Consider the following 16,275-nt stretch of genomic DNA (forward strand, 5'->3'; position numbering starts at 1 on the left):
GACCAGGCCCGGTGCGGTCTGTGGGCCGGACCCGTGAGGTCCGACCTGACCGGGGCGCTCCGTGGAGTGCCGCTCGGGTTCGTGCCGGTATGTCCAGTGATGCTACGCGATGACTGGGCTCCGTGGGTGAAAATTCATCGACCAGATTCTCACGAGTGGGCCCAGTCCCGCTGCTGGGCCGCCGGACCGGGCGCCCACGTGTGCGGGACCACCTGGTTCGTCTCGATGTCGGTGAGCTCGGCGGCGTAGACGATCGCCTCGTACACCCCGGCCTCGACCCGGTCGAGGTGCAGCCGCTCGGCCCGCTCGATGTCGTCGCCCAGGTGCGAGATGCGCGCGACGACGTACCGCTGCGCGTCCTGCCACTGGTCCACCACCCGCACGGACAGGCCGTTCCACCGCGCGGTCAGGTCGAGCTCGAACAGCTCGGTGACGTCCTCACGGGCCACGCGCCGGTACCAGCGGCCCGACGGCGACTGGTGGAAGCCCGTCTCCGCGAGCGGCGGGTTGGCCAGGGCGAGCACGACCGTGTGCCCGCCGTCGACGACGTCCGCCTCGAGGTACGCGCCGTGCCACTTGGCGACGGGCCCGACGCACCGGGACAGCGACGCGAGCGCCGGCCGGGGCGCTCCCAGCTGCGTGACCGTCCAGCCCGTGCCGACGTCGCCGTAGCGCGCGAGCAGGGTGGACGTCCCGTCGTCATGGACGCGGATGAGCTCGGCGCCCGGGGGGATGCGGGAGTGCCGCAGCCACCACAGCGGGACGATGTAGCCCGGCACGTCCCGGTACTGCAGCTGCGGGGACGACTCGAACCGCAGGATGTCGATGTACCGGTCGTACGGGCTGAACGGGGACCCGGGGTAGCCCAGGCCGTGCACCTCGAAGAGCTGGGCCGGGGTGGTCGCGAAGGCGACGTCCTCTGCGCGGACCACGTAACCGGCGATGCGGTCGTGACCCTGCGTGAGATGGGCGTGCGCCAGCGACGGTGTGATCGCCTTCTGCATCAGTGTCACGAGGGGGCTTCCTTGCCGGATCGGACGGAGGGGGAGGATTCCGACGACGCCGACGATTCTGACCCGCTTCAGGTCACATGTCCAGGCATCGAAACGTCTCGACAGGGATCGCTCCCACTCCGGAGGCCCTCGTTCGGCCGAACGGGTGACGCATCCGGGGGACGTACCGCCCTCGAACCGGACGAACCGGGCGCGATGCTACTCCAGGTGGGCGACGAGCGACGTCGCGAGTCCGGTGTACGTCGCGGGCGAGAGGTTTCGCAGCCGCTCGGTGACGTCGGCCGGAAGCCCGAGGCCGTCGACGAAGTCCCGCATGTCCTGCGCGGTGAGCCGGTGGCCGCGCGTCAGCTCCTTGAGCCGCTCGTACGGGTTGTCCATGCCCGGGACGCCCGCGACGGACGCCGCGCGCATCGCCGACTGCACGGCCTCGCCCAGCACCTCCCAGTTGGCGTCGAGCTCGCGGGCGAGCAGCGCCTCGTCCACCGACAGGGCCCGCAGCCCGCGCCGGACGTTGTCGATCGCGAGCAGCGAGTGCCCGAACGCCGGGCCGATGTTGCGCTGCGTGGTGGAGTCGGTGAGGTCGCGCTGCAGCCGGCTGGTGACGAGCGTCGAGGCGAGCGTGTCGAGCAGCGCGCACGAGATCTCGAGGTTCGCCTCGGCGTTCTCGAAGCGGATCGGGTTGACCTTGTGCGGCATCGTCGACGAGCCCGTCGCCCCCGCGACCGGGATCTGCGTGAACACGCCCCGGCTGATGTACGTCCACACGTCGGTGGCCAGGTTGTGCAGCACCCGGTTGAAGCGCGCGACGTCGGCGTAGAGCTCGGCCTGCCAGTCGTGCGACTCGATCTGCGTGGTCAGCGGGTTCCACGTCAGGCCCAGGTGCTCGACGAACGTGCGCGAGACCATCTGCCAGTCCGCGTCCGGCACCGCGGCCAGGTGCGCGCCGTACGTGCCCGTCGCGCCGTTGAGCTTGCCGAGGTACTCGTCGGACGCGATGCGGCGCAGCTGCCGACGCAGGCGGTGCGCGAGGACCGCGATCTCCTTGCCGAGCGTCGTCGGGGTGGCGGGCTGGCCGTGGGTCAGCGCGAGCATCGGGACGGCGGCGTGCTCGGCCGCCAGGGCCGCGACCTCGTCGCTCAGCGCGACCGCCGCGGGGAACCAGACCTCCCGGACGGCGCCGCGCACCATGAGGGCGTAGGACAGGTTGTTGACGTCCTCGCTGGTCAGCGCGAAGTGGACGAGCTCGTTGACCTGCGGCAGCACGGTGTCGGGGCGCAGCGCCTCCGGGGCCGCGGCGATGCGGCGCTTGAGGAAGTACTCGACGGCCTTCACGTCGTGCACCGTCGTGCGCTCGATCTCCGCCAGCTCCGCGATCTCGGCCGCACCGAACGTCGCGACGACGTCGCGCAGGTACTGCTCCTCGTCGGGGGCGAGCTCCGGGGCGCCCGGGACCACGGCGTGCGACGTCAGGTGGATGACCCACTCGACCTCGACCTCGACGCGGGCCCGGTTGAGCGCCGCCTCCGAGAGGTGGTCGACGAGCGGCGCCACCGCGGGCCGGTACCGGCCGTCGAGCGGGCCGAGCGCGATCGGCGGGGTGACGTCGGCGAGGGGGACGCGGGTGGCGGGGGCGTCGTCGAGCGGCATGCGCTCAGTGTTTCAGAGGCGACGGTGCCGACGTGCGGGCGTCCGCGGGGCGTACGGACGCGCCGGACGGGTGACCGGGTCGGCTCGTCGCGCTCTTCCGGCCACGCCCCGCCCGCGCGGGGACCCGCCGGTGACGAGCGGTGGCTCGCGCTCGACGCGGCTACGGTCGAGGCGCGCGACGAGTCGGGACGCGTGCGCAGCAGATGCGCAACGAGGACAAGCTGATCCGCGCGAGGAGTGCTCGCATCGGGCCACGACTGCTGAACCGGAGGGTCGAGATCAGAAGGTCCGCACGATGAGATACGAGACGCGCAAGGTGGTCTTCGCGGCTGGTGCCGAGAAGATCAGGTGCGCGCGCCCCGGCCGAGTCCCGACCGACGACGACCTGGCACGTCTTGTCAGCAGCGGCGTGCGAGGCATCGACCTCGACGAGAGGACGACGGGTGACAGCCTCGAGTGGCTCGACGGGCTGTCCCTCGACGTGCTGACGATCGACTCGCGGCGCCCTGTGCCCAGGCTGCCGGCCAGGACGCTGGGACGTCTGCGGAGTCTCGACGTCACCAGCGGGGCGTCTCTGCGTGAGCCGGTCCGGTCCGGTGACCTGCTGCGACTCGAGCACCTGGCCGCCGACGAGGGTCACGTCACGGGGCCCTTGCGGGATGCTGCGCACCTGACCACGGTGCACCTGTCCCGCGTACGCACGCTGTCGATCGCGTTGCTGTGCCACCTCCCTCGTCTCCGGGTCGCGCGGGTGGAGGCCGACCGGTCGGTTCGGGACCAGGCGTTCGATCTGCGGCCCGCGTGCGGGCTGGATGCGCTCCGTGAGCTGTGGGTCGATGACGCGTGCCTCGTCTCGCTCGAGGGCGTTCAGGCGCTTCCGGCGCTCGAGGAGCTGGCGGTCCTGCCGCACGGGACGGTCGCCGGGCGGTCGCCGCTCGACCTGGGGCCGCTGGCCGCGGCCCGCGCGCTGCGGGTGATCCGGCTCCCGGGGCACGGTCAGCCGCTGCGTGGCGACGCGGCCGATGCACTGGCAGGACTGGAGAAGGTGGTCATGGACGGGGTCAGCCGGGGCTGACGGGAGTCGTGGCTCTGTCCGTGACGTGGTCGGGCCGTGGTCGTCGGACGGCTCCGTCGACGATGGATGCGATCGTCCACGGCGAGGGGCTTCGCCGCACGGTGGATCTGTGGACGGCACCGCATGCCGAGGTGGACGGCGTGATACGCCCCGTCCGCCGGGTGGGTCAGCGCCGCGTCGACACCGTCACCGTGAACTTCGGGTCCCGGCCCACCTGCCGCGTCGGCCCGACGACCTGCTCGAGGGTCGGCCGGTAGCGCAGGTGCGAGTTCCACACCGCCCACAGCTGCCCGCCGGGGCGCAGCACGCGCGCGGCGTCGGCGAACAGGGTGCGGGCGATCGCCGGGGCGATGGTGGCGCCGACGTGGAACGGCGGGTTGAGCAGCACGAGGTCGACGCTCGCGTCGGGGATGCCCTCGGTACCGAGCGCCCTGGTGACCCGCACCCGGTCGGCGACACCGTTCGCGTCGACCGTGGCGAGGGCCGACGCGACCGCGGTCGCGGACTCGTCCGTCGCGATCACGTCGATGCCGGGCCGCAGCCGCGCGAGCGCGACGGCGAGCACGCCCGTGCCGCAGCCGAGGTCGACCGCCGTGCCCGTCGTCTGCGGGACCTCGTCGAGGTGGGTGAGCAGTGCCCGCGTCCCGATGTCGATGCTCGTGCCGGCGAACGCGCCGCCGTGCGCGCACACCACGAGGTCGTCGTGCCCGGCCCACGCGTGCGTCGCGCGCTCGGGCCAGCGCCGCGTCGGGCGCTCGGCCGCGGGGCGCGGGGACGACGCGACCAGGGCCCGTGACTTCTGCCGCGCGAGCCGCGCCTCGACGACGGCCAGGTGCCGGTCGAGGACGTCGTTCATCGCGGTCGTCATGTGCTTGACCCGCCCGCCCGCGACGACGACGACCGCCGGGTCCGCGTGCTCCGCGACCAGCGCGGCGACCTCGTCGAGCTCGTCGAGGGACCGCGGCAGCTGCAGGAGCACGACGCGTGCGCCCGCCACCAGCTCGGCCGTGAGCCCGTGCGACGTGAACCCGCCGACGCCCAGGCGCTCGGCGTTCTCCTGCAGCGCGCGCTCGCCGGTCAGGCGGTCCTGGTGCGTGCGGACCCCGGTGACGCCGTGCCGGGCGATCGCGCCGAGCGTCAGCGCGCCGTACCGGTCCCCGACGACGACGACCGTGCCGGCGGGCGCGTCCGCCAGCAGCGGCGCGGCCTCGTCGAGGACCAGCCGGTCCGTCGCGTCGACCGCGTAGAGGTTCGGCGCCTCGAGGTCGGGGTGGCGGCGCAGGTCGTCGAGGACGTCGTTCAGCTCGGGCACCGGGCCGAGGCTAGCAACGGTGGCTGTGCCGGTCCGGACGCGGGCCCCAGGGCTGGGAGGCGGCGGTGGGAGGGGCCCGACGCCGAGGCAGCCGGACGGGCGAGCCGGTGCGATCGCCACGGCGCGGCGCCCACCGCGCTCCTCGGGCAGCCCGCCCGGCGTGGCTACAGTCCAGCCGTGCAACGACGCCCCGGCCCGCTCGTGGTCCCCGAGCGCGAGATCACCGCGCCCGTCAGCCTCACGCTGCCCGACGGCCGGCTCAACCCCGACGCCGTCGGCTGGACGCGCACGCCTCTCGTCACCACCGACGGCATCGGACGTGGGCTGCGCGGGTTCGGACGCAACAAGCGGTGGGAGTACTGGGCGGTCACCACCCCGACGCACGTCGTCGCGCTCGTGACCTCCGCGATCGACTACGCCGCCGTCCACGGCATCTGGGTGCTGGACCGCCGGACGGGCACCGCGGTCTCGCACGACGCGATCGGCGCGCTCACCGGCTCCGTGCGGCTGCCCGGCACGCTCGGAGGCGGGACGGTCCGCACCAGCACCCGCCAGGTCAGGATCGCGATCGACGAGGTGGTCGGCGGCACCCGGCTGCGCGCGGTCGGCCCGCGGGTGCGCGTCGACGTCGTCGCCCACCGGCCTGCGGGGCACGAGTCCCTGGGAGTCGTCGTGCCCTGGTCCGACACCCTGTTCCAGTACACGGTCAAGGACGTCGCCCGCCCCGCCACGGGCACGGTGCGGGTGGACGGGGTCGTGTCCGACGTGCCCGCGGGCGAGTCCTGGGCGACCCTCGACCACGGTCGCGGCCGCTGGCCGTACGACGTGCGGTGGAACTGGGGCGCCGGGTCGGGGGTCACCGACGGGCGCGTCGTCGGGGTGCAGGTCGGCGGACGCTGGACCGACGGGACGGGGTCGGTCGAGAACGCGTTCCTCGTCGACGGGCGGCTGACGAAGATCAGCGAGGAGCTCGTGTGGGACTACGACCCCGAGGACTGGCTCGCGCCCTGGCGCGTGACCGGCACGGACGTCGACCTCACGCTCACCCCGTTCCACCTCAAGGAGTCCGTCACCGACCTGGCGGTCTTCGCGTCCCGCACCCACCAGTGCTTCGGCCACTGGTCCGGGCGGGTGCGCGACGGGACGGGCGCGTGGGTGCCGGTGCGCGACGTCGTCGGGTGGGCCGAGGACGTGCACAACCGCTGGTGACGTGCGCGCCGACGCGGCCGCCGGGGTCCTGCTCCGGGGGACGGCCACCGGCTAGCCTGACCGGGCCGTCCACCGTCGGACGGCACCCCCACCCCCGGAGGTCCTCGGTGCCGACCCGCTCCACCGCTGCGGTGACGGCGCTGTCCGCCCTGCTGGTGGTGCTGGCGGTGCTTGCGGCCGCGGTCAGCGGGCCGCTGTCGTTGGAGGGTCGCGGCGGCGAGGTGCCGGTGCCCACCGACACGCCGTCCATCGAGATGGTGACCTCCTCGCCCCCGCCGAGGCCCCTGGACCTCGACGACCTGGCCCCGGCGTTCGAGTGGGCCGACTGGATCGTCCGCGCGGTGCAGGTCCTCGCCGCGCTCGCCGGCGCCGTCGTGGTGCTGCTGGTGCTGCGGTACCTGGTGCGCGGCTGGCGCCTGGACCGACCGGCCGACGACGAGGACGACGTGCCCGCCGGCGACGAGACGGACGACGAGCTCAGCGACACCGCCGTGGCCGCCCTGCGCGAAGGGGTGCGCGTGGCGAGCCGCGCCCTGGAGGACGACGTGCCGCCCGGGGACGCCGTGATCGGCGCGTGGGTGGCGGTGGAGACCGCCGCGGCCCGCACCGGCGTGGTCCGCGACCCGGCGGAGACGGCCGGTGAGCTGACCGTGCGCGTGCTCGGCGCCACCCGCGCCGACCCCACGGCCACGCGCGCGCTGCTGCGGCTGTACCTGTCCGCGCGGTACGGCACGCACGGCGTCGACGCGGACGACGTGCGGCGCGCCCGCGACCTGCTGACGGTCGTGGGGCAAGGGCTGGTCCCGCGTGAGGACGGTGCCGGTCGTGAGGACGGTGCCGGTCGCGAGGACACGGTGGACCGGGGGTCGGCCCCGTGACCGCCCTGCGCCGGCTGGTCCGGGCGGTGTGGGACGCGGGCTGGCGACCGCTCGTCGTCGGCGCCGCCGTCGCCGCGCTGGCGTGGGCGCTGGGCATGAGGACGTCGTCCGCGCTGGTGCTCGGCCTGGCGGCCGCGACCCTGACGGCGGTGCTGCAACGGGTCGACTCGCTGCCGGAGCCGCGTCCGGCCCGCCGCGTGCAGGCCGCGCGCGACGGCGGGCGCGGCGAGGTCCTCGACGTGGCCTGGTCGATGGTCGGGCGGGACGGCCGCGTGACCGAGCGCGCCCTGCGCCCGCTGCGCGCCGCCGGCGCGCGCCGCGTCGCACGCCACGGGCTGGACCTGACGGACGACCGGCAGGCCGACGCGCTGACCGGGCTGCTGGGCCGACGCGCCTACGGGACCCTCGCCCGGCGGGGCCACCCGACCCCGACCATCGGGGACCTGACGCACACGCTCGGTGTGCTCGAGCGGCTCGGTGCCACCCGGTCGCGCACGGCCGCCCCCCACGACCCCCCGGCCGCCGACGCGCGGCCCGACCCCGACCCGAGGAGCCCCCGATGACGCCGACCCCCGCGCCGCTGCCCGTCGCCGACGTCGCCCGCAGCGGCCGTGCCGTGCTCGACGAGGTCGCCACCGCCGTCGTCGGGATGGGCGGGCCGCTGCGCGTGGCGCTCGCCGCGGTGCTCGCCGGCGGGCACGTGCTGTTCGAGGACGTGCCCGGCCTGGGCAAGACCCTGGCGGCGCGCAGCCTGGCGACCGCGCTCGGCCTGGACTTCCGCCGCATCCAGTGCACGCCGGACCTGCTGCCGTCGGACGTCACGGGCTCGTCGGTGTACGACCCCGCGACGTCCGAGTTCACGTTCCGTCCCGGTCCCGTCTTCGCCGGGCTGCTGCTGGCCGACGAGATCAACCGCACCGCCCCCAAGACGCAGTCCGCGCTGCTGGAGGCCATGGCGGAGCGGCAGGTGAGCGTCGACGGGACCACGCACGTGCTGCCCGCGCCGTTCCACGTGGTCGCCACCTCCAACCCCGTCGAGTACGAGGGCACGTACCCGCTGCCGGAGGCGCAGCTCGACCGGTTCATGGTGCGCCTGGCCGTCGGGTACCCCGACCGGGACGCCGAGGTCGACGTGCTGGCCCGGCGCCTGGTACGGCGGCAGGAGGGCGCGTCGGTGCGGCAGGTCGTCGACGTCGCGACGCTGCTGGCCATGCAGGCAGGCGTCGAGGCCGTCGCCGTGGACCCCGACGTGCTCGCGTACTGCGTGGACCTGGCCGCCGCGACGCGCACGCACCGCGCGGTCGAGGTCGGGGCGTCGCCGCGCGGGTCGCAGGCGCTGGTGCTGGTGGCACGCGCGCTCGCGGTGCTCGACGGCCGCGACCACGTCACGCCCGAGGACGTCAAGGAGGTCGCCGCGGCGGCGCTGGCCCACCGGCTGTCCCTCACGCCGCAGGCGTGGGCCGCGGGCCTGGCCCCCGACACGGTGGTGCAGGAGGTGCTCGCGCAGGTCGCGGTGCCGACGACCGCCCGCCGCGCGTGAGCCTGCCCGAGCCGCCCCCCGCGCGCCCACCCACGTGGGGGCAGGACCCGGAGCCGCCCCCGGCCCCCGCCGCGACGCGGCGGTGGACGCCCGTGCGCGCCGCGACGTGGGCGTCGGCCGCGTGCCTCGTCGTGCTGCTGCTGGGGGTCCTCGCGGGGCGCCCGGACGCCGCGGTGCTGGGCGTCGCGCCGCTGGTGCTGGCCGCGCGGGCGCTGCACGGACGGCCCGCCGGCCCCCTGCGGGCGCGGCTCGAGGCGGGCGACGTCGACGACGACCCCGACGCGCGCGGCGGTGGGGGCGGGCTGCACGCCACCCTGTGCCTCGAGGGCCCGGCGCGGTGGGCCGCCGTCACCACGACGCGTCAGGGCCGGCCCGGCACCGAGGTGCTGGTGCGCCTGGCGGACGAGCGCCGGCTGCCCGTGGTGGCCCGCACCGTGCGCACCGGGCCGCAGGAGGTCGCCACCGCGGTCGTGCAGGGCGTCGGGCCCGACGGGGCGTCGGTCGCCGAGCCGACCCCGCCGGTCACGCGCAGCACCGTGGTGCTCCCCGCGACGACCCCGCTGCTGGACCTGCCGCTGCCGAGCCGGCTGCGCGGGCTCACCGGCCCGCACGAGTCGCGCCGCCCCGGGGAGGGCGGTGGTCTGCGCGACGTCCACCCGTGGGCGCCCGGCGACCGGCTGCGCCGCATCGACTGGCGTGTGACCGCCCGCCGCTCGCCCGACCTGCGCGAGCTGTACGTGCGCCGCGAGCACGCGCAGGCCGAGGCCGTCGTGGTGCTGGTCGTCGACTCCCGCGACGACGTCGGCCCCGACCCGCGCACGTGGCGCGGGTCGGTCGCCCCCCGCCCGCAGGACGCGACGTCGCTGGACCGCGCACGGCAGGCCGCCGCGTCGCTGGCCCGCGCGTACCTGGCCGCAGGCGACCGTGTCGGCCTCGACGACCTGGGCGTGCGCCGCCGCCCCGTGCCCCCCGGCGGTGGGCGCCGACAGCTCGACCGCATCCGGCACTCGCTGGCGCTGACGGCACCCGAGGGGGAGCCGTCGGCACGGCTGCGGCCGCCGCGGCTGCCGTCGGGTGCCCTCGTCGTGGTGTTCTCCACCTTCCTGGACGACGAGTCGGCAGCCGTCGCGGCCCGCTGGCGGACCGCCGGGCACCGCGTGGTCGCCGTCGACGTGCTGCCGCGCCTGCGGGCGTCGGGCCTGTACGACCGCGAGCGCCTCGCGCTGCGGATGATGACGCTGACCCGCGAGGACCGGATGGCCGAGCTGGCCGACCAGGACGTCGAGCTGGTGACGTGGCGCGACGAGCCCGCGGTCGCGCTGCGGGTGCTGGCCCGCCGTGCGCAGCGGCGCGCCGGGGCGGGGGTGGCGCGGTGAGCGCGCGGTTCGGCTCCGAGGGGTTCGGGGCGTGGGTGCTGGACCGCATCGGCCCGACGGCGCGCGCGCCGCGCGGGCGGGGCGAACCGCCCGAGGTCACCGTGCGGACGGGGCCCAGCGTGCCGGCCGTCGCCGTCCGGGCCGTGCTCGCGCTGGCCGCGGTGGTCGCCGCGCTCGTCGCGGGCACGATGCCCGGCGGGGTGGTGCCCTCCTGGGTGCTCACGCTGCTGGTGGTGGTGGCGCTCGCGCCCGCGGTGGTGCCGCGCGTGCCGGTGACGGCGCTCCTCGTGCTGGCCGTGGGGGTGCGGGTGCTGCTGGCCGACCCGGCGTCGCCGCTGGTGCTGGCGGTGCTCGTGCTGGCGCTGCACGTGGTGCTGCGGCTCGCCGCCGTCGTCGCCCGGGTCGGGTGGCGGGGGCGGATCGAGGTGGCTGTCCTCACGGACGACCTGCGGGCGGCGGTGGCCGTGCAGGTCGGTGCGCAGGCGCTGGCGCTGCTCGCCGGCGCGGCGGCGGGGGCCGGGGGTGCCGCGGGTGGGGGCTGGCGCGTGGTCGGGATGCTCGCGGTCGCCGGGCTGGCCGCGGCCGTGATGATCCGGCCGGTACGGCCGTGGTGGCGGGGCCAGCCGGACGCGTAGGGGCGCGGCGCGTCGTCGGACGGCCCCGCCGGACCACGGGCGGGCACCGACCCGACCCCAGCTCCCGCGCACGGCGCGTCCGTCCCCGGACCTGTCGCCCGTCCCGGGTGCCGCCTGCGTCGCGCCCTAGCGTCGCGGCATGTCGACGACGGTCATCGAGTCCGCACTCGCGGACGTGCGGGCGCACCTGACGTCCGCCCAGGTCGTGGTGGCGCTGACCGGTGCCGTCACGTGGACGGGCACGGCGGCGGACGCCGCGGAGGCGCGGCGGACCGCCGTGCTCACGGGTGTGCGCGCCTGCCTGGCAGCGCTCGACGACGTCGACCGGCTGCTGGCGGCTGTGCGGCGCGCGGAGCAGCAGTGCGCCCCGTTGCCCCCGCTGGTGACGGGCGGCGTCGGCCGCGGGGTGGTGCCGTCGTGGGGGTGAGGGACGGGCTGTCGCTCACGCTCGACGGGCGCGGGCACGTCCTGGTCGACCCGGGCGAGCTGCAGGAGGCCGCCGCCCGGCTGCGCGGCGCGGCGGAACGGCTGGACACGGCCGACATCCGTCTCGGGTCCGCCGCGTGGCGGGCGGGGGACCTGGCCGCGCTGCTCCCGCAGGCGCACGCGCTCGGTGACGCGCTGGCGACGCTGCGGCGCGCGGTGCACGGGCCGGCCGGCCTGGCGGACGACGTGCGGGACCTGGCGACGCGGACCGCCGACGCGGCGGCCGTGTACGACCTGGCCGAGACGGCCGCGCAGGCGCGGTGGGCCGGGGTCGTCGGTGCCCTGGGGCTCGCGGTCGGCATCGGACCGTTCGGGTCGGCGGCGCTGCTGACGGCCGCCGCGGGGGTCGCGGTCGGTGACCTGCTGCTCGCCGAGGCGCGTGACCTCGCCCTCGCCCCGGGCGGCCGGACGTCCCCGGGCGACGCGCTCGCGGAGCTCACCGACCTCGTGGACGTCCCCCGGCGGATCGTCACGGACGGCCGCGCCGCGCTCGTCCTGCAGCTCCTGGCCGCCGCGCTCGGGTCCGTCGCCGGGGCGTCGGCACCGCAGCTCGACCCGGTGCGGCGGTTCTCGGCCCTGGTGGCGGGGCTCCTGCCGGCGCGGGACGTGCGGCTGGTGTCCCGGACGGACCCGCCGCGGCTGCCGGCCCCGCGCGGCGTCGAGGGGCTCGTGGCCCTCGCGGCACGCACGTACGACGAGGGGACCGCGACCGGGGAGCCCGGCACACCCCTGGCGACGGTCACCCTGCAGCGCCTCGACCACGCGGACGGCAGCCGGTCCTGGGTCGTCGCCGTGCCCGGCACGCGGGCCGCGGGGCTCACGGGTGACGTGCCGACCGACAACGGCACCAACCTGGCGCTCGAGGGCGGGGTGCCGGACGTCATGACGCGCGCGGTGCTCGCGGCGATGGCAGGTGCGGGCATCGGCCCCGACGAGCCCGTCGCCCTGGTGGGTCACAGCCAGGGCGGCATGGTCGCCACCAACGTCGCCGCCGCCACGGCCGGCGCGTACGCGGTGCGGCTGGTCGTGACCGCAGGGTCGCCCGACGTGCCCGCCGTCCCGCCGCCGGGTGTGGCCACCGTGACGCTGCGGCACCGCGAGGACGCGGTCTCGCTGCTGGACGGGCGCGTGGGGGAGCGCGGCGGGCCCGGGACGCTGTCCGTGGTGCGGGACCTGGCGGCCACGGGCGGGCCGGTGCGGCCGTCGTTCAGCGAGGCGCACGCCGTGGCCGGCTACGTGCGCACGGGCGCCCTGGTCGACCAGGCACTGGCGGACGCCCCGGTGGGCGACCCGGTGCGTCGGGCGCTCGCGGAGGTGCTGGGGGACACCCCGGCAGGCGCGACGACGTCCCAGGTCACCGTCACGACGGGGTCGCCCGTGGTCCCGGCGACCCCCGGCGGGCTGCCGGTCCCGGCGGTGATGCGCCCGGCGCCGCCCGCCCCGCCCGACGGCACGTTCGGGGAGCCGGCCGCCTGGCCGCCGCCCGCCCCTGGCCTGCTCACGCGGGACGCGCTCGGGGCGGGCGCCGGCGGTGCCGTCAGTCCCGGTCCGACGACGTCATCGACGACAGGACGAAGCTGACGATGGAGATGATCAGCGCACCGAGCACGGCGGTGCCGAAGTCGTTGATCCGCAGCCCCCACGACGTCTGCTCGGTGATCCACTCGGTGAGCAGCAGCATGAGGGCGTTCACGACGAGGGTGAACAGGCCCAGCGTGAGGATGTACAGCGGCAACGACAGGAGTGCGACGACCGGCTTGACGATCGCGTTGACGATCCCGAAGACGAGCGCCACGGCCAGGATGATCCCGACGGTCTGGGTCGTCGTCTCGCCACCGACGATCACCAGGCCGGGCAGGATCAGGGTGGCCAACCAGATGGCCACCCCGTTGATGAGCACGCGGACGACGAATCCCATGCTCCGATGGTGCACCTTGTCGTGTGTTTCCACAGGTCGGCGCGGCCGTGCGGCGCGTCGCGCCGGCAGGCACGTCCTTCGAGGGCGGCCGGCAGGTCGCCCTCCGCGCTCGGAGACCGGTCGGGTCACTCCGCGGAGCACGGCGCGGCCCGCCGGCGGCGGTGGCATGCTGACCGACGTGAGCCGCGTCCCCCTCCGTCGTGCCCTCGCCGACCTGCCCGCGTACGTGCCGGGCGCCCGTGCCGCGGTCGGCGCCGCCGCGTACAAGCTGTCGTCCAACGAGAACCCGTACCCGCCGCTGCCGTCCGTGGTCGCCGCCGTCGCGGACGCCGCCGTCGACGTCAACCGGTACCCGGACATGTACGCCACGGAGCTGACCGAGGGGATCGCCCACCGCCTCGCGGTGGTGCCGGAGTCCGTCGTCGCCGGGACCGGGTCGGTGGCCGTGCTGGGTCACGTCCTCACCGCGGTGTGCGAGGCGGGCGACCAGGTCGTGCTGCCGTGGCGGTCGTTCGAGGCGTACCCGATCGCGGTGACGCTCGCGCACGCGGAGCAGGTGCGCGTCCCCGTGCTCGCCGACGGGCGTCTCGACCTGCCGGCGATGGCGGCCGCGGTCACCGACCGCACCCGCGTCGTGCTGGTCTGCACGCCCAACAACCCCACCGGCCCCGCCGTGCGCGACGCCGAGCTGCGGGACTTCCTCGCCGCCGTCCCGCGCGACGTCCTCGTCGTGCTCGACGAGGCGTACGTCGAGTTCGTGCGGGACCCGCAGGCACCCGACGCGCTCGCCCTGTTCGCCGAGCACCCCAACGTCGTGCTGCTGCGCACGTTCTCCAAGGCGTACGGGCTGGCGGGGCTGCGCGTCGGGTACGCCGTGGCGCGCCCCCGGCTGGCCGCGGCGATCCGGACGGCGTCGACGCCCTTCGGGGTCTCGCACGTCGCCCAGCTCGCCGCGATCGCGTCGCTGCGTGCGGAGCAGGAGCTCCTCGTGCGGGTCGAGGCGGTCGTCGCCGAGCGCACCCGGATGCTCGAGGGTCTGCGTGCGCAGGGCTGGGCGGTGCCCGACAGCCAGGCCAACTTCGTCTGGCTCGCGCTGGGCGACCGGGCCGTCACCTTCGCGGAGCGCTGCGCGCGCGCCGGCGTGCTGGTCCGGCCTTTCGCCGGTGACGGGGTCCGGGTGAGCGTGGGGGAGCGCGAGGCGACCGACATCTTCCTCGAGGTGGCGCAGGCGCACGCACCCCGCTGACGGGCGCACGGCGTTCCCCTCGCCGTCCCCCGGTGCCGGGAGCACCATGGGAGGCATGGACATGGTGCTGACCGGGGTACCGACGGCCATCGACACATCGGACGTCACCGAGACCGCGACCGAGACCGCGACCGAGTGGACCGACTGGCTCGCGGGCGGTGTCGGGCTGGCCGTCCTCATCGCCGTGTACGTGGTGATGCTGGTCGCCTACGTGCGGATCATCCAGAAGGCCGGGTACTCCGGCTGGTGGGTGCTGGTGGGTCTGGTCCCCGTGCTCAACGTCGTGATGTTCCTGGTGTTCGCCTTCAGCCGGTGGCCGGTGCTCCGGGAGAACGAGCGGCTGCGGTCGCTGGCGCGCTACGAGCCGTGACCCCCTCACCCGTGACCCGCTGACCCGTGCCCGACCCCCGTCGCGCACCGGCGCGGTACCAGGCGGCCAGCACGGCCACCGCCAGCAGCACCTCGGCGACGTCCCCGCCGTAGTACATCCACTGCGCCGCGGCCTCGACGTCGCCCGGCGCGTGCACGGCTCCGGGCGGCAGCCGGTCCGCGTGCGCGTACAGCAGCTTGGCGAGCGCGGCGTGCGCGCCCCCGGCGAGCACCAGGACCACGAGCCGCGTCGCGGTCCCGGGGCGGCGCGGTGCCGGGTCCGGCCCCGCGAGCGCCCACGCGAACAGGTACCCCGCAGCGAGGAAGTGCACGTGCACGGCGACGTGGGCCGCGGCGGACCGGGTGGTCAGGGCGTACAGGGGCGTCAGGTACAGCACGGCGACGCCGCCGACGTGCAGCACGGCCGCCGTCACCGGGTGCGACAGGACGTGCACCGGCCGCGCCGCGAGCACGCCCCCCACGACGCGTCGCACCCCGGGCGTCGTCACGCGCAGCAGCAGCGTCACGGGTGCCGCCAGCACGAGCGCCAGGGGAGCGAGCATGCCGAGCAGCAGGTGCTGCACCATGTGCCGGCTCGCGTCCCCGGGCACGACCGCGAGCACGGGGGACAGCGCCACCGCCACCAGCGCGCACCCGGTCACCCAGGCGACCGTGCGGTGCACCGGCCACGGTCGCAGCACGCGGCGGCCGTGCCGCCGGGCGGCCAGCACGTACCCGGCGACGAGGGCGGCGGCGAGCAGGGCGGCGGCCACGGCGTCCGGCCCCCAGGCGGCCGCGGCGGTGTCGTGCCCCGCGTGCGCGAGGACGGCCGACGCCGGGGAGGTGCCGAGCGCGCCCGGTGTCATGCGTCCGGCCCCGGTGTCCTGCCTCCCGTCGTGCCGTCGGAGGACCCGGTCCCGGACGCGCCGTCCGGTGCCGCGCGCCGGGCGGACACCCACACCGCGGCGCCTGCCAGCAGCAGGACGACGGCGCTCGCGGTCCACGCCACGTCGTACGGGAGCAGGTCGACGCCGTACCGGATCTGGTGCACCCGCAGCAGCTTGTGGTCGACGAGCGCGTCGAACAGCTGGAACCCGCCGGCGCCGAGCAGGAAGCCGGCCCACGCCGCCTGCACGACCAGCGCACCGCGTCGTCGCAGGTCACCGAGCAGGAAGAACCCGGCGACCAGCGCGAGGAGCTCGGCGGCGTGCAGCAGCCCGTCGGACAGCAGCGCCAGGTCCGGGGTGCCGCGGTCGTAGAAGTGGTGCCAGGCGAGCACCTGGTGGAACACGATCTCGTCGACCGCCGCCATGACGCCGGCGCCGACGAGCGCCGCGGCGGCGGCCGAGCGGCGGCGCGCCGCAGGGGCGGCGAGGTCAGGGGCCACGGCACCTCCCGGGGTGGTCGACAGCCCCGAGGGTGGCCGATCGCACGCGAGCCCGCCACCGGTGCGGGGTCGGGCGTGCTCGGGGTGTCGCCGTGCACGCCCGGCCGCGGCTCGGGCAGGCTGCGAGGGGTGTGGGGATCCGACAAACACGTCGCACCAGTGTTGTCGGGACCTCCCCGGCGGA

At 76.2% G+C, this 16,275-nt stretch carries 17 protein-coding genes; 11 read left to right on the forward strand and 6 right to left on the reverse strand.

Annotated elements, in window-relative coordinates:
- Positions 1 to 149 precede the first annotated feature (149 nt).
- Positions 150 to 1,004, reverse strand: coding sequence for a hypothetical protein (locus tag J1G43_RS02355; RefSeq protein WP_207800081.1), 855 nt, complete (start codon positions 1,002 to 1,004; stop codon positions 150 to 152).
- Between the two features lie 207 nt (positions 1,005 to 1,211).
- Positions 1,212 to 2,660, reverse strand: a complete 1,449-nt coding sequence (gene purB, locus J1G43_RS02360) for an adenylosuccinate lyase (protein ID WP_207369816.1) — start codon at positions 2,658 to 2,660, stop codon at positions 1,212 to 1,214.
- A gap of 130 nt (positions 2,661 to 2,790) precedes the next feature.
- On the opposite strand from purB, the gene J1G43_RS02365 reads away from it, so the two are divergent.
- Complete coding sequence (locus J1G43_RS02365) at positions 2,791 to 3,735, forward strand: hypothetical protein (protein WP_207369817.1); 945 nt, start codon at positions 2,791 to 2,793, stop codon at positions 3,733 to 3,735.
- Positions 3,736 to 3,901: 166 nt separating this feature from the next.
- Here J1G43_RS02365 and J1G43_RS02370 read toward each other — a convergent pair whose 3' ends face one another.
- A complete protein-coding gene (locus tag J1G43_RS02370) occupies positions 3,902 to 5,038 on the reverse strand; it encodes a class I SAM-dependent methyltransferase (protein WP_207378265.1) in 1,137 nt (378 codons plus the stop codon).
- A gap of 186 nt (positions 5,039 to 5,224) precedes the next feature.
- On the opposite strand from J1G43_RS02370, the gene J1G43_RS02375 reads away from it, so the two are divergent.
- The 8 genes from J1G43_RS02375 to J1G43_RS02410 all read left to right on the forward strand — a co-directional run bounded on the left by J1G43_RS02375 (position 5,225) and on the right by J1G43_RS02410 (position 12,752).
- On the forward strand, positions 5,225 to 6,256 hold the full coding sequence (locus tag J1G43_RS02375) for a DUF2804 domain-containing protein (RefSeq protein ID WP_207377876.1): 1,032 nt from the start codon (positions 5,225 to 5,227) through the stop codon (positions 6,254 to 6,256).
- A 107-nt stretch (positions 6,257 to 6,363) separates the two neighbouring features.
- Positions 6,364 to 7,134 (forward strand): DUF4129 domain-containing protein, encoded by a 771-nt coding sequence (locus J1G43_RS02380; protein ID WP_207377877.1) that lies wholly within the window; start codon positions 6,364 to 6,366, stop codon positions 7,132 to 7,134.
- Positions 7,131 to 7,697 (forward strand): hypothetical protein, encoded by a 567-nt coding sequence (locus tag J1G43_RS02385; RefSeq protein WP_207377878.1) that lies wholly within the window; start codon positions 7,131 to 7,133, stop codon positions 7,695 to 7,697. The genes J1G43_RS02380 and J1G43_RS02385 overlap by 4 nt, the downstream gene beginning before the upstream one ends.
- Positions 7,694 to 8,674 (forward strand): MoxR family ATPase, encoded by a 981-nt coding sequence (locus tag J1G43_RS02390; protein WP_207377879.1) that lies wholly within the window; start codon positions 7,694 to 7,696, stop codon positions 8,672 to 8,674. The genes J1G43_RS02385 and J1G43_RS02390 overlap by 4 nt, the downstream gene beginning before the upstream one ends.
- A gap of 92 nt (positions 8,675 to 8,766) precedes the next feature.
- Positions 8,767 to 10,050: a DUF58 domain-containing protein gene (locus J1G43_RS02395; RefSeq protein ID WP_249670655.1), complete on the forward strand. Its 1,284-nt coding sequence runs from the start codon at positions 8,767 to 8,769 to the stop codon at positions 10,048 to 10,050.
- Complete coding sequence (locus J1G43_RS02400) at positions 10,047 to 10,685, forward strand: hypothetical protein (protein ID WP_207377881.1); 639 nt, start codon at positions 10,047 to 10,049, stop codon at positions 10,683 to 10,685. The genes J1G43_RS02395 and J1G43_RS02400 overlap by 4 nt, the downstream gene beginning before the upstream one ends.
- A 139-nt stretch (positions 10,686 to 10,824) precedes the next feature.
- Positions 10,825 to 11,112: a hypothetical protein gene (locus J1G43_RS02405; protein WP_207339765.1), complete on the forward strand. Its 288-nt coding sequence runs from the start codon at positions 10,825 to 10,827 to the stop codon at positions 11,110 to 11,112.
- Complete coding sequence (locus tag J1G43_RS02410) at positions 11,103 to 12,752, forward strand: hypothetical protein (protein WP_207377882.1); 1,650 nt, start codon at positions 11,103 to 11,105, stop codon at positions 12,750 to 12,752. Before J1G43_RS02405 ends, J1G43_RS02410 begins: the two co-directional genes overlap by 10 nt.
- Here the strand turns inward: J1G43_RS02410 and J1G43_RS02415 are convergent.
- Positions 12,709 to 13,089 carry a phage holin family protein gene (locus J1G43_RS02415; RefSeq protein ID WP_207339763.1) on the reverse strand — a complete coding sequence of 127 codons (381 nt, stop codon included), beginning with the start codon at positions 13,087 to 13,089 and terminating at the stop codon, positions 12,709 to 12,711. The two genes, J1G43_RS02410 and J1G43_RS02415, sit on opposite strands and share 44 nt — an antisense overlap.
- 166 nt (positions 13,090 to 13,255) lie before the next feature.
- On the opposite strand from J1G43_RS02415, the gene hisC reads away from it, so the two are divergent.
- Both hisC and J1G43_RS02425 read left to right on the forward strand, forming a co-directional pair.
- On the forward strand, positions 13,256 to 14,335 hold the full coding sequence (hisC, locus tag J1G43_RS02420) for a histidinol-phosphate transaminase (RefSeq protein WP_207377883.1): 1,080 nt from the start codon (positions 13,256 to 13,258) through the stop codon (positions 14,333 to 14,335).
- Between the two features lie 55 nt (positions 14,336 to 14,390).
- Positions 14,391 to 14,705 (forward strand): DUF805 domain-containing protein, encoded by a 315-nt coding sequence (locus J1G43_RS02425; protein ID WP_207339761.1) that lies wholly within the window; start codon positions 14,391 to 14,393, stop codon positions 14,703 to 14,705.
- Here J1G43_RS02425 and J1G43_RS02430 read toward each other — a convergent pair.
- Entirely contained in the window at positions 14,641 to 15,570 is a 930-nt protein-coding gene (locus J1G43_RS02430) for a cytochrome c oxidase assembly protein (protein ID WP_207377884.1), read from the reverse strand. The two genes, J1G43_RS02425 and J1G43_RS02430, sit on opposite strands and share 65 nt — an antisense overlap.
- Positions 15,567 to 16,091, reverse strand: a complete 525-nt coding sequence (locus J1G43_RS02435; protein ID WP_307859454.1) for a DUF2243 domain-containing protein — start codon at positions 16,089 to 16,091, stop codon at positions 15,567 to 15,569. The genes J1G43_RS02430 and J1G43_RS02435 overlap by 4 nt, the downstream gene beginning before the upstream one ends.
- Positions 16,092 to 16,275: the final 184 nt, after the last annotated feature.

The organism is Cellulomonas sp. zg-ZUI22, assembly GCF_017353535.1.
Taxonomy (GTDB): domain Bacteria; phylum Actinomycetota; class Actinomycetes; order Actinomycetales; family Cellulomonadaceae; genus Cellulomonas; species Cellulomonas wangleii.

Excerpts from the sequence above, each read along its gene's own strand:
- J1G43_RS02355 (WP_207800081.1), bottom strand. The coding sequence starts at position 1,004 with ATGCAGAAGGCGATCACACCGTCGCTGGCGCACGCCCATCTCACGCAG.
- purB (WP_207369816.1), bottom strand. The coding sequence starts at position 2,660 with ATGCCGCTCGACGACGCCCCCGCCACCCGCGTCCCCCTCGCCGACGTC.
- J1G43_RS02390 (WP_207377879.1), top strand. The coding sequence starts at position 7,694 with ATGACGCCGACCCCCGCGCCGCTGCCCGTCGCCGACGTCGCCCGCAGC.
- J1G43_RS02405 (WP_207339765.1), top strand. The coding sequence starts at position 10,825 with ATGTCGACGACGGTCATCGAGTCCGCACTCGCGGACGTGCGGGCGCAC.
- J1G43_RS02415 (WP_207339763.1), bottom strand. The coding sequence starts at position 13,089 with ATGGGATTCGTCGTCCGCGTGCTCATCAACGGGGTGGCCATCTGGTTG.
- hisC (WP_207377883.1), top strand. The coding sequence starts at position 13,256 with ATGCTGACCGACGTGAGCCGCGTCCCCCTCCGTCGTGCCCTCGCCGAC.
- J1G43_RS02425 (WP_207339761.1), top strand. The coding sequence starts at position 14,391 with ATGGACATGGTGCTGACCGGGGTACCGACGGCCATCGACACATCGGAC.
- J1G43_RS02430 (WP_207377884.1), bottom strand. The coding sequence starts at position 15,570 with ATGACACCGGGCGCGCTCGGCACCTCCCCGGCGTCGGCCGTCCTCGCG.